Origin of the sequence: Leeuwenhoekiella sp. H156, assembly GCF_052218455.1 — a bacterium.
GTDB classification, from domain to species: domain Bacteria; phylum Bacteroidota; class Bacteroidia; order Flavobacteriales; family Flavobacteriaceae; genus Leeuwenhoekiella; species Leeuwenhoekiella parthenopeia.
On the sequence record NZ_CP197499.1, the window covers coordinates 712,253 to 725,476 of the forward strand.

At 40.9% G+C, this 13,224-nt stretch carries 7 protein-coding genes; all 7 read right to left on the reverse strand.

What is annotated here, in order from left to right; translation table 11 throughout:
* Positions 1–6 precede the first annotated feature (6 nt).
* The 7 genes from ACSSS3_RS02925 to ACSSS3_RS02955 all read right to left on the reverse strand — a co-directional run bounded on the left by ACSSS3_RS02925 (position 7) and on the right by ACSSS3_RS02955 (position 13,007).
* Positions 7–3,339 (reverse strand): SusC/RagA family TonB-linked outer membrane protein, encoded by a 3,333-nt coding sequence (locus ACSSS3_RS02925; protein ID WP_442846387.1) that lies wholly within the window; start codon positions 3,337–3,339, stop codon positions 7–9.
* A gap of 188 nt (positions 3,340–3,527) precedes the next feature.
* Positions 3,528–4,283 (reverse strand): rhamnogalacturonan acetylesterase, encoded by a 756-nt coding sequence (locus ACSSS3_RS02930; RefSeq protein ID WP_442846388.1) that lies wholly within the window; start codon positions 4,281–4,283, stop codon positions 3,528–3,530.
* 5 nt (positions 4,284–4,288) lie between these two features.
* Positions 4,289–5,572: a right-handed parallel beta-helix repeat-containing protein gene (locus tag ACSSS3_RS02935; protein ID WP_442846389.1), complete on the reverse strand. Its 1,284-nt coding sequence runs from the start codon at positions 5,570–5,572 to the stop codon at positions 4,289–4,291.
* Complete coding sequence (locus tag ACSSS3_RS02940; protein ID WP_442846390.1) at positions 5,572–7,473, reverse strand: pectinesterase family protein; 1,902 nt, start codon at positions 7,471–7,473, stop codon at positions 5,572–5,574. The genes ACSSS3_RS02935 and ACSSS3_RS02940 overlap by 1 nt, the downstream gene beginning before the upstream one ends.
* Before the next feature lie 6 nt (positions 7,474–7,479).
* Complete coding sequence (locus ACSSS3_RS02945) at positions 7,480–9,111, reverse strand: glycoside hydrolase family 43 protein (RefSeq protein WP_442846391.1); 1,632 nt, start codon at positions 9,109–9,111, stop codon at positions 7,480–7,482.
* A gap of 1 nt (position 9,112) precedes the next feature.
* The gene (locus ACSSS3_RS02950; RefSeq protein WP_442846392.1) at positions 9,113–10,576 is read right to left on the reverse strand and encodes a glycoside hydrolase family 28 protein; all 1,464 of its coding nucleotides are present in this window, start codon (positions 10,574–10,576) and stop codon (positions 9,113–9,115) included.
* Positions 10,577–10,769: 193 nt separating this feature from the next.
* Positions 10,770–13,007, reverse strand: coding sequence for a pectinesterase family protein (locus ACSSS3_RS02955; RefSeq protein WP_442846393.1), 2,238 nt, complete (start codon positions 13,005–13,007; stop codon positions 10,770–10,772).
* Between the last annotated feature and the right edge of the window lie 217 nt (positions 13,008–13,224).

Here is a 13,224-nt window from a genome sequence, read left to right on the forward strand (position 1 = left end):
GTTTTTTTAAAAAGTTAAGTTCATACCAAATGTGTAGGAGCGGCTTCTGGGAAATGCAGAATAATCTACACCTGGCGTAAACCCGCTGGACTCTGTACTTACCTCAGGATCATAACCAGTATAATTGGTCCAGAGTTTTAAGTTTCTACCCGCAGCATAAATACGGAGTTTAGTAAGCCCCACGCGCTCTATAAGACTTTTAGGAAGCGAATACCCAATGTTTAAGTTGTTTAAACGCAAGAAAGAACCATCTTCAATCGCCCAATCCTGAACAACTGCCCTGAAGCTACCTGTACTTGCTGCAGACCAGATATTCTTATCTGCATTTAAAGTTGCCAACTGATCTAAATCTGTTACAATACTACCTGCTGTACCGGTGATACTTCCGTCTACGTCCAAGTATGTATATCGATTATCTGAACTCATTGTACTTAACAAGTTTCCATACGTAGCTCTTCTAAAGGAGTTGTATTGAATCTTACCGGTATTGTAAACATCATTACCCACCTGAAAATTGAAAAATATAGATGCATCAAAACCTTTCCAGGTTGCATTAAAACCAAAACCACCCTGAAAATCTGGTATTGCATTACCTATAACTCTTCGGTCATTTGCATCTATAACCCCATCTGGGACACCGTCAGGTCCACTAATATCCTTAAGCTTTAAATAACCCGGACGGATATTTGCATTACCTGCACCAATGGTGTTGCCGGAATTAGGCACTCCCTCATTAAGTGTATACCTTCCGCTGGCTTCGTCATAGCCTGCAAAATCTTCAGAAGTATAAAAACCATCATTTACGTACCCATACATATCACCCAATTTACCGCCTTCTCTTAAGTAATAGTCATTGATATTTTCAAGGTCTGTACTGGCCCAGTTAGATCTTGCAAAACGCTCATCTACGCCATTGGCTAATTCATCGATACGTGTTTTATTTCGACCTATATTAAAGTTACCTGAAAATGTAAAATCCTGATTTTGAACAAAAACAGCATTTAGACCAAGTTCAATACCTGTGTTAGATGTGCTTCCGGCATTGTCGTACTGCGCATCAAAACCTGAATTGGGAGATATGGGAACTGTAAATAACAGGTCTGAAGTTGAATTTTTATAAACATCGAAACTACCCGATAGTTTGCCGTTAAAGAAACCAAAGTCCAATCCAAGGTTACGGGAAATTGTAGTCTCCCATTTCAAATCCGGATTGTATAAAACATTATCCTGAGGAGTATAATAAACTATTGAATTACTGTTACCGAAACCAGGTGCTCGTAAAGTTTCCGGCTTAAATAAGAAGCTTTTTGCAGTACCCGGTATTGCGTCATTACCAACGGCTCCATATGATATTCTCAACTTAAGATTGTCAACTACATCAGAATCTGCAAGAAAATCCTCTTTATGTATTTGCCATCCTAGGGCTAGCGCAGGAAAAACACCGGTATTGTATTCTTCTGAAAATACGGATGATTTATCTACCCTGAAGGTAGCTGTAGCGATGTATTTTGATTTGAACTGATAATCCAATCTTCCAAAAAAGGAGTAGCGATTAACCGGTGTTGCCTCTGAAGTTGCATATTGATCGATTCGACCAAACTGCATGTTAGCAAACAATTCTTCAGGCGTTATACTTTCTCTGTAATCCTCTCCTCTTACAGCGGATGCTTTTCCTTTATCACTGGACACCTCAAATCCTACAAGAAAATCAAAGTTGTGATCTTCTAATTCGTTATATCTAAAATTTGCAGTATTGAATAACCGGTACGAATCGCTGTTCTCATTGTTTTTTACCCCAATAGGTAAATTGCCTCCATTATTGAATGATTCACTGGTTAGCGGGCCATAAAAACGCAATTGTTCTCTAAAGCGTTTTTCGGTTGTAAACGTAGATTTTAATGTTAACTGGTCAATCACTTTCCAGGTTAAACCGGCATTAAAAACATAGCTATTGTCGGTTCTTTTTCTGTAATCCTGCTTAACCAATTCTGTAGGGCTTATAAGGCTACGTAAAAACGTTTCATAATCGCCGGCGGCATCGCCCACTAGATTTGGGTCTAGTTCTATTTCATCCACCAAACCATTTATAGGACGAGTTTGCACTGCATCTTTGATACGTATTTGAGCATTATTTGAAGTACCTGCCCCGTCAATTACCGAAGTTGTAATACGCGAACCTGCGTCAAAGCTTAAATTTTTAAAGATTTCCTGATTTATTTTAAAATTTACTGCTGTTCTGTTAAACGCTGAACCCGTTAACAAACCTTGATCACTATTGTCTGAAACACTTAAACGCATTTTGGTTTTTTCACTACCTCCACTTATCGAAATGTTATGATATTGAGAAACCCGTGCATCTCCAAATAATTCTTCCTGCCAGTCTGTTCCTTTTCTGCTTTTATAAAGCTCGAGGTCATCATAATTTCCAAAAAAGGTTTCGAAGTTTCGCTGATCTGCCGCGCTGCCTAACTGAGCAAATTCATAATTTGCCAGTACATATTCATAAGGGCTTAGCACCTCATATCTACGATCATTTGGCAAATAATTAAATTGAAAAAAGTTGTTGTAATCAACACTTACTTTTCCAAATTGCGGGTTTTTAGTTGTAACAACAACAACCCCATTAGCACCCTGTGACCCGTAAATTGCTGTAGAAGCAGCATCTTTAAATACGTTAATGGTTTCGATATCATTAGGCGGGATATCACTTATACTATTCACAATTAGTCCGTCAACTACATATAAGGGTTCGTTATTTTGAGAGATAGACGTACCTCCACGCACACGAATTCTAACTCCGGCTCCAGGTTCGCCATCATTAGAAGTTACATTCACCCCGGGCAATCTTCCTGCAATTGCTTCTGAAGCGCTGGTTACAGGAATTTTTGAAATCTCTTCGCTGGTGATGGAAGCAACAGAACCAGTCATATCTTCTTTCTTTACTTTTCCGTAGCCATAATCTATTAAAATGACCTCGTTTAATAAATTCAGATCAGCCTCCATACTTACATCCAAAGTCGTTGATCCACTAACCTGTAATTCTTTTGTAGTAAAACCAACGTATGAAAATATAAGAGTCGCATTATCCTTTACGGTAAGGCTATAATTACCATCAAAATCTGTCGTGGTTCCGTTACTTGTACCTTTTTCAAGGACAGTAACTCCCGGAAGCGGTTGATTTGCATCGGAGTCGATTACTGTACCACGTATTTCATTTTGGGCCTGCGCTGAGGCAGACAGCATTAAAAAAAACATCAAGGACAGGATCAAAGCGGGCTTTCTACCCAAATCCTGAAAACCTGTAAACTGTTTAATCAAATGCAAATAGAGCTGTTTCATAAATTTAGTTTTGAGTCATTTTCATTTATTAATTTTTAAAAACAAGAAAAATACAATCGATTGCAAAAAGTTTTCTAAAAAAATCGTTTTTTGATAATCCTATCCGAAAACGATTGCGATTTTCTAATATTAAATTTAGGGTCTTACAATTTTATGGCAAATACATGTCATTAACAAAAATTTATAGGTTAATTTTTTAGAAAAATTTTGAAGCCTTCCAGCCTTAAAGCAAGACTCTTTACTGCCTCATTTACAACCTGTTGTGCGCCAAAATAAGAAAGATGCGTATCGTCTTCCTTACCATCGGGATAATATGGGTTTTCACCGGGTTTGAAATGCAAATGAAGTTTTTTAGAATCTGCTACGCCATAGGATTTTTCCAATCTTTCGGTAAGAAATTGCATATCTATAAAAGGTACGTCCAACTCTTTGGCCGTCATACGTACAACCAGTGGATATTCGCCATGCGTATCAACAAGCACACCCTGATCGTTAAAATTACGACGAACGATAGGCGACATCAGTACCGGAATAGCTCCTTTAGCCCTACTTTCGTTTACAAAGCGTTCTAAATTATAGCGGTACTGGGTATACGGAAACGTGTAGCGGGTACTGTCCATAATTTTTTCGTCATTGTGACCAAATTGAATAAACAGGTAATCTCCCTTTTTCAGAGAATCCAATACCGTCTGCCAGCGGCCTTCGGCAATAAAACTTTTAGAACTTCTTCCATTAACGGCGTGATTGCTAACCCTTATGGAATCATTCAAAAATTCGTGTAATACCTGACCCCAGCCGTGTTCCGGGTTGGTGTCGGGATCCTTCTTATCTGCCATGGTAGAATCGCCAATAAGATAAAGTACAGGGGTGTTCTGACTAAAGCCAATGTTGATAGAACAAAGTAGTGCAATTCCTAAAAGAGCGCGATAATATGTGTATCTCATCTTTATTAATTTTTCTCAAACGCACCTAGGTCTGGGGCACTTCCTTTAAAGCTTAAACCCACATCAACCCCTGCGTCAATAAGGTCGCTATCGGTTACTAAATGCATAAATGCGATATCCGGCAAACTACCATCGGCTTTACGGGTGGAAGATAAAAGTTCTATATCTATACTTTCAAAATCAGCCGCACTAGCGGTCAATCCGTTCATCCAGCTGTTATTAGAAATATCGGTACTTGTAGCGTTTAACTTACCAAAATCTCCCAGGACTGCTGCATTTTTAACTGTTAGCGATTCTGCGATATTGGTACTGCTGAAATTAATATTTGTCCCGTTTTGATACGCGCTGCAATTGTAGATTGTAATGCTTCCTCTGTTGCTGTTGTGGTCAAAGCCATCAAAAACATTACCTGCCGCAACACAATTGGTATATACTGCATTATGTTTCAACTTCTTGTCATCGCTGCCGCCGGTTTTAAAGCCATTGCCATCGCCCTGACCTTTACTGCCATCTTCTAAATAGCCGTTTTTAAAAGCCCAGCAGTTTTCATAGGTAGTTGTAACGTTATCGGTTTCTCGTAAATAACCATCCCAGCCATCATCAAGGTTTTGCCAGGCCCTGCAGCCCACAAATTTATTACCGCTGCCTACAGTTAGTTTTGCAGCAAAGCCGTCTGCATTCTCAAGACTGGAATCTGCATTGTAAAACGAGTCACAATTTAAAATCAAATTGTTAGCTGCACCATTATCGAGCTGTAAACCGGTATCCTTACATTTTGAAAAAGAGCAAAATTCGATGAGATTATTACTACTTTCGATCTTCATCCCGTTATCGCCAGCACCTACAATAGACAGGCGTTTAAACACCCAGTAATTACCGCGCAATAAAAAACCCTGATTTGAAGAATTCTCAGCCATAGACGAAAAGTCGAGAATCGGGATAGCTCCGTCTTTGTCACTTATGATTACAATTGGCTTGTTTTCTGTTCCGGATTGATTTAAAATTATTCTTGAAGTGAGCGCGTACGTACCGGCAGCTAACTGCAAGGTATCTCCAGCTTCAGCAGTTGCTATTTCAGATAGTAACAGAGCCGCAGAAGTAATTTTGATGATATTTGAAGTGCCCGCCTCTGCACCACCTCCGGGATTTTCGGGCTTGGTAGGAGTTGAAGGCTCCTCAGGAGTTTCCTCGATTACTTCAGCGATATCTTCACCTTCGTTGTCGCCGCAGTTGTAGCACAGACCTATAAATACAAAAGGTATTATACGCATGATTTTTAATGCTTTCATCAATCTTTTTTGTTTTTAAAGAGTTTTAACGTATTCTCAAAGTCCCACGCATCAGTTCCGTTTAGAACTGAATTTTTAGCGTATTGCTCCAATTCCTTTTCATAAAGTTGGTGGGACCACCAAACCCTTTTATCAGGATTTGCACCTGGCCCCATACTGTTGTATTCGGCATAAAAAACACTGCGCTCTTTGTGCGGAAACATCGCGTCACCATCCCAAACTTCCCAGCCTTCCGGACGAATATGACTTCCCATCCTCGTATTTAGAAAAACCGTTTTGGCATAAGGACGCCATGGTCTTCCTAAATAAACCTGATCGACATCTGTTGAAGCAGTAAGGTTACAGCCCGAAAAAACATAGCCATACTGTTGAAACGCCGGGGTTGAAGCTGCAGTGATATAAGAATTACTCAGACTTTTAATCTCACAATTCTCAAAAAAAGCGGTAGCTTGACCGAAAATAAAATCTGTGGTACCTTCTATGTAGCTGTCCTGCACTAAAATCCTGTTATCTTCACCGGCGGTGTAAAACGTATCCTGACACCCTAATAACTTACAGTTTTTGAAGATTGAACGATCTCCTGCTGCATGAAGAGCAACCGCCTGTCCCTTTTGGCACCAGGTATTCTGAATGGTTAAATTTTCGGCATAGAAATCCCTCCCTTCTACTTTTAAAGTTGCTGTTGTGAAGGTGTTGAACTCCTCCCCGGTCACCTGATTTACCAGGCCCGAATAATCGGTGTTTACGATGATCACCTTATCCCGGTCTTCACCTATCAGCGCTATTTTACGCTTCCACGCGGGTATCGTTATTTTTTCGTTGTATGTCCCGTTCTCGATGTGAATGCGCACATAACCGGGTCCTAAATCGCGGGTACTGTTAATCGCCTCCTGAATTTTTGTAAAATCACCACTACCGTCCTGCGCAACGCTAATGTTTCTATATATCTCCGGTTTTTCAGCTTTAAAAACCCGGTCTAAAAATGCCAGACTGTACTGCAATGTTTTTTCAAACCAGGGATGAATCAGCCAGAACGAGTGCGGTGTCCCCGGTATGGTATGCACCTCATTGTAAATTCCGTGTTGGTTTAAAATTGAAATCATATCATCGCGACCAGCGTGAAAACGCGGCATGGTGCTGTTTATAAAAAGCGTAGGCGGTGTCGTTGAATCAACATATTCTAATGGTGAAGCTTCTTTCCAGTTTTGGGGATTTTCATTTTTTAGCCCACCCAACCACTGACCTGCGATCTCGCTTTCCTCAGCTTCCGGATGAATGAACGAAACGATTCCATCTACATTAATTATAGCCTGAACAGCATCTGAAATATCGAAATCCTGACTTCCGTAAATGGAAGAATATCCCGTAGCCCCCACTAAGGTTGCCAATTGTGCACCTGCCGAATTGCCCAGAATCGCGATCCGCTCCGGATCTATCTGGTACTTTTCAGCATTTTTTCGCATCCAGCGTACCGCTTCTTTCAGATCTAAAACCGCAGCCGGATATTGGGCTTCTGTGCTTAATCGGTAGTCTGCTGTCATTGCCACATAGCCGTTATCTGCAAAATGTTGTGCCAGCGGACGCACGTTTTCCTTGCTTCCGCTAATCCATCCGCCACCAAAAACGAGGAGAATTGCAGGATTATTGGTTTCTGAATTCTTGGGGTAATATACATCAGCCTTTAGGGCTTTTCCTGCAACGTTAGTGTAAGTGACATTTTCTTCCGCATTAAAATTTCCTTCTTTCAATTGCGCTATAGGAGTAATAAACGGATAGTCTTTTTTGAGCTTTTCGTAAGTGGTATTTATGGTATAGGGCTTTACCTCTATGGGCCTTTTTTGAGCCACGCAGGCTGTTGCCAGAATAAAAAAAACAATTCCTAAACCGGTTTTAAAATGCATCTCCCTCTATTTTGTAATTCTGAAAAAATCGAAATCGGCGTAGCCTCCGCGCTTCGCTTTTGGCGTGCTTACGCTAAACAATCCCACTTTTGCACCCACCCATTTCCCGGGTTCTGCGGTAAAGGGCTTTCCTATCTTTGCGAAGTTTTTACCGTCTGTACTGTAACTGAATTGGCAAACCGTATCCGGCGCAGCGACCTCAACCCGAAAGTAGCAGGTATTGCTTTGAATTCGTTTTGTGGCTACAATCTCTTCTACTCCTCCCGATTCTGCATCAATCGCCCGGGTTTGATTGATCATATACCCGTTTTCATCGTGGGTAAGGGTCAGGGTGGCATAACTCATCCCAAAAATAATCAGTCCCGCGCTTTTGCCAGCGGTAGCCTCTTCGGGAACCAATTTTACGTGTGTGGTCGCTGTAAAATCAGGTGCAGGGAATTTTTGCAAAAGCAGATTAGGAGTCATCCACATACTGTTTTGTTCAGCTGCAGGCTTGATGGAAAAGAGTCGTAAATAATCTGTTCCTGGAATCTGAGCACTCCACAATACATTGGGATTTGCCTGCCATTGCCATTGTATTCCCAGGCTGTCTGAGTCAAATTCGTCTGTTTCTGGCGAAGTAGCAATAGAATATTTTTTATCGGTTTTAGGCTTACTGTAGGAAGAAACCGGTTCACCGATTCCATTTTTATCAAAATCGGTTCCCATTACCGGCCAATCGTTTTTCCAGGACATCGGCTGCAGGTGCACGACCCTTCCGTAAGCATCTTTATCCTGAAAGTGAAAAAACCAATTCTCACCCTGAGGCGTTTGCACCCAGGCGCCCTGATGCGGACCATTAATGGCCGTACTGCCCTGTTCTAAAACGATTTTTTCTTCATAAGGCCCAAAGACATTTTTAGACCGAAGTACCAATTGCCAACCGGTGCTTACCCCGCCGGCAGGGGCAAAAATATAATAGTAGCCATTTCGCTTATAAAATTTAGAGCCTTCAACGGTAGGATGGTTTTCGTGGCCATCAAAAACGTGTTTTCCGGCGTTTAAAACCGCTGTAGCTTCAGGGTTCATCTCGTGTACGGTAAGCAGGCTTTTTACGCCTGCACGACTCCCGGCCCAGGCGTGAACCAAATAAGCCTTACCGTCCTCATCCCAAAGCGGACATGGATCAATGGCACCTTTGGCTTCAAATACCAAAACAGGAGCTTCCCATTTACCTTTTGGGTCTTTGGTCTTAATTCTGAAAATACCCTGATCGGGATCACCCCAAAAAATGTAAAATTCGTCCTTGTGATAGCGAATGCTGGGTGCCCAAACCCCATTACCGTGCTGCGGAATACTGAAGGTAGCATCCGGAAGCTGTCTCGGTAGCGCATAATTGATAAGTTCCCAATTCACCAAATCCCGGGAATGCAGTATGGGAAGCGCCGGCGCTGCATTGAAACTGGAAGCGGTCATATAATAATCTCCAGCTACCTCCACCACATCGGGATCTGAATAATCTGTGTGAAGCACAGGATTTTTATAGGTCCCGTCTCCCTGATCTGCCAACCAAACAGAAGACACCTCTTGCGCCTGAAGCTGAAATAGCGCAATAGACGCCAAAGTATAAAATAAAGATGGCCTGATTTTTTTAAACATCTTAGTCCTTTTGAGTCTCGCCCATTTGGGTTCCGTTAATGGTTGTATTGATGTAGGTTATGGGCTCACAATTTTCTATGGAAGTTGGTGTTTCAGCGCCTTTAATGGTGACGTTTTTAAAGGTGATTCCGGTAACCGGCTTTTCAGGTCGCCCATTAATCAGAATCCCGTATTCGCCCCCGTTTTCAACATTTACATTTTCCAAATTGATATTTTTTATGGTAGGTATAAATTCCCCTTCCTGAACGCCATAGATTCCGTAGTATAAATTGATGCGCAGCACCGCTTCTTTTACCTGACCTATCTCAATGTCCTTTACATAAACATTTTCGACGAAGCCGCCTCTGAGCGTATTGGTTTTTATACGAATAGCGCGATCTAAATTGGGGCTATTCATCGTACAGTTGCGCACAAATACATTGCGCACTCCGGCCGAAATCTCGCTTCCCATAACCACTCCACCGTGACCGTCTTTCATATCGCAATTTTCTACGACGATGTTTTCGCTGGGAATATTTACCCGGCGACCATCACCATTTCTTCCTGATTTAATGGCAATGCAGTCATCACCGGTATTAAATTTACAGTTGGTAATGTGTACGTATTTAGAGTATTCGGGGTCGCAACCATCGTTGTTGGGCCCGTGACTGTTAACCGTCACGCCATCAACTGTAATGTATTTTGACTTTAGCGGATGAATTACCCAAAAAGGCGCATTGGTAAATGTTACGCCCTGAAGCAGTACATTCTCACACTCCAGCGTTTCGAAAAATAAGGGTCTGAGTTGGTGTCCTTCGCCAAACTTTCGATCTTCAACCGCCATATCGGTTTCGATCATTTTAAAGAGGGAAGGCAAGTTGTGTTCATCTTTTTGTTGAGGGTCACCTTCCTTATGCCCGTAGCGTTCGGCACCACTCCATGGCCACCAGTTGTTGTTATCTGCCTGACCGTTTAAAACTCCCGAACCGGTAACAGCTATATTTTTTTGACCTTTTGCGTAAATGAGCGGGGAATAATTCATTATCTCCATCCCTTCATAAGACGTGTGTACTGCAGGTAGGTATGCCGATTTATCGGTTGTGAATAAGATTTCAGAATCCTGTGCCAGATACAGATTTACGTTACTTTTCAGATGAATGGGCCCGGTTAAATAGCTACCAGCCGGAACCACCACCCTGCCGCCTCCGGCAGCATTACATGCTTCAATAGCCGAAGCGAAAGCATCAGAATTCAACGTTTTACCATCTGCAACCGCGCCATAATCCATAATGTTGAAATCGACATCGGGAAACTGGGGCTTGCCAATTTTGGCAATAATATCATCTGCCTGTTGCCAAACATCGGTTTCGGGGTTGGATAGACCTTTAGGCTCTGATTTAAGCTGCGATTTACATGAACTAAAAGCAATCAAAAGGATAAAAAAGAATCCAATAGGATAGAAACGAAATCGATTGAGAGTTCTCATTATTGAAGATTTAAAAAGTATGGATTGTTTAAAATACAATCGATTACACAAATATTGCATAATTCTGTTAACTCCCCAAAGAAAAATAGATTATTTCCTGATTTTTAACACGAAACCTATTAAGCCAGCAGTCAGACTTTGTAAAATTCGAAACTTTATTCTACTATTTAAAATACCAAATAAGAAGCGGTAACTACTTTAATTTTTCTGTTGGATTCCAATCATCTTCCCCTTTAAGAATATCGACAGTAGCATAGTCTTTTTGAACTTCTTTACTGTTGAGCGTATGCGCCCACGGGACTCTTTTGCTTAAATCGCAATCGGAACATTGCGTATTGTATTCGGCATAGAATGTCGTTTTTTCTGCTTGCGGTTTATTCCAATTGTGCCAGCCTTCCGCTTTTATACCGGATTCAATTTTCGTATTAATAAATACCGTTTTGGCATGATCCCGCCAGGGCCTGCCGAGAAAATGGGTATCCTCACCTGATTCACTTTTTATCGAACAATCGATGAAAACAAATCCGTACTCAGAGCCTTTCACGGTAGATGCAGCAGTAATATAGCCTGTATCTTTACATACAATCTCGCATTTCTCAAAAACGGCGGTAGACCATCCAAAAATAAAATCTACCGTTCCGGTTATGGTGCAATTTTTATAATACTGGCGGCTATTTCTACCATGTGCATATAAAGTATCCTGATTCCCAAAAAAATTACAGTTTTCAAAAATCATACGGTCGCCTTCAACACGTACTGCGACGGCTTGTCCTACAGGCCCTGCCGTATTCTGAAAGGTTAGATTTTTAGCCTGAAAGTCATCCCCAAACAGGAAACAGGATGAAGACCCCGTCGTACCCATTTCTTCACCAAATCGATTTGCCTTCTGGGCATAATCATCATAGGTGATTATGGTCTTGTCTCGGTCTTCCCCTATAAATGTCAGATTAGTTTTAGAGGAAGGCACAACCAGTTTTTCTTTATAAATACCATTTGTAATGTAAATGCGGGTTTCGTTCTTCCTAAAATCAGGGACTGCGTTAACCGCTTCCTGAATGGTTAAAAAATCTCCGCCGCCTGAAGCATCCACTTTAAAATCATAAGCCACCTTAGTATTTGTTTCAGCAACCAAGCTGTTTATATATACCTCTATATTGGTGTAATAGCTGTGCAATTGCACATTATTTGCATCAGCCTCGTTCACGTTAAGACCGTGTTTTTCTTCCCAATAATCAGGCATACCGTCATCATCGGTATCCTTAGGTGCGGGTTTTAATTTGAGCTCGGGCCAACCTCCTACACTCTCCTGAGAATCAATTATCCCGTCTTTAAACGCTGTTTTTCCGGTAATCACAGATTCAACAACACGCTCGTCCACAGCATCTCTATGCAAACTTGCTCCGGCAGAGGAGAGTACCTGATTAAAAGCTTCCTGTGCTGTATAGGTTTTCACATTATCAGAAAAGAAAACTTCTTCATCAAGTTTTACATCTTGTGGGTCATCGCAATGTATACCTCCATCCCAGTTATTGATTGAAACTTCTTTAAATCCCTCAACATAATTACCTTCTATATAAAATTTCCCATAAGGTTTATAAGGATTAATTATGCGATTTCTCGCTGACGACTTGGTAGCAGGACCATATTTGTAATAATTATTTACCAGGTTGTAAATCCCCTTTTCACCACCATAAGCACTATTATCTTCCCAATTATAAATGACATTATTACGAAAATCAACAAATTCATCAATTGTGTTAGCTGTAGATTTTGATCCACTAAATCTGGGATTACGGCTGTGATTATTAGCTAATAAGTTATGATGAAAGGTTGCATTGACACCTCCCCATATACCGCCATATCCATGATCTCCCTTACTGTGAACAGAACTGTTGAGGGCTTCCGAAATTATACACCATTGCATAGTGAAATCTTCATTGCGGTAAAAGGAGGCATTTTCATCTGTGGCCCAACTGATAGAGCAATGGTCAATTATCACATTTTTGGCATCCCTACCCCCAAAAGCGTCACCTTCCACTTTATTAGCATCACCAAGCCTAAAACGCATGTACCTTATAATAACATTATTTGCTTTTACTGATACAGGATATCCCCTTACACAGATACCTTCGCCAGGAGCTGTTTGCCCGGCAATTGTAATATTTGGGTTGTTTATGTCTAATGGTGATTTCAAATCAATAGTTCCTGAAATCTCAAAAATGATAGTTCTAGCACCGTGCTTGACAACACCTTTTCTCAAACTACCTTCACCATCATCATTCAGGTTGGTCACCTTATAAATTAAACCTCTGCGTCCACCCGAAGTGAATTTACCAAAGCCCTCTGCTGTAGGAAAGGCCAACTCTTGAGCTGTGATAAAGAGGCTATAGAATGAAATAAAAATGGATAAAAAGATGCTTTTAGAATACATAGTCTTCATTGGATCGTGTTTATTTCTCCCCTGAAACTTAACCAAATAATTTTTATAGCAATCGATTGTATTAAATATAATTATTTAAATTTAGTGCTAAGCACCAGACCCCAATAGGATAAATTTACTGGTATTTCATTTAATTTTAATATTTCAGACAATTAGCTAGCAGAATATTTTATCAGGTACAGAGAATAATAATACTATAAGTTTTAAT

Coding starts and splice junctions, on each gene's coding strand:
- ACSSS3_RS02950 (WP_442846392.1), bottom strand. CDS start 10,576: ATGAGAACTCTCAATCGATTTCGTTTCTATCCTATTGGATTCTTTTTT.
- ACSSS3_RS02940 (WP_442846390.1), bottom strand. CDS start 7,473: ATGCATTTTAAAACCGGTTTAGGAATTGTTTTTTTTATTCTGGCAACA.
- ACSSS3_RS02945 (WP_442846391.1), bottom strand. CDS start 9,111: ATGTTTAAAAAAATCAGGCCATCTTTATTTTATACTTTGGCGTCTATT.
- ACSSS3_RS02925 (WP_442846387.1), bottom strand. CDS start 3,339: ATGAAACAGCTCTATTTGCATTTGATTAAACAGTTTACAGGTTTTCAG.
- ACSSS3_RS02935 (WP_442846389.1), bottom strand. CDS start 5,572: ATGAAAGCATTAAAAATCATGCGTATAATACCTTTTGTATTTATAGGT.
- ACSSS3_RS02930 (WP_442846388.1), bottom strand. CDS start 4,283: ATGAGATACACATATTATCGCGCTCTTTTAGGAATTGCACTACTTTGT.
- ACSSS3_RS02955 (WP_442846393.1), bottom strand. CDS start 13,007: ATGTATTCTAAAAGCATCTTTTTATCCATTTTTATTTCATTCTATAGC.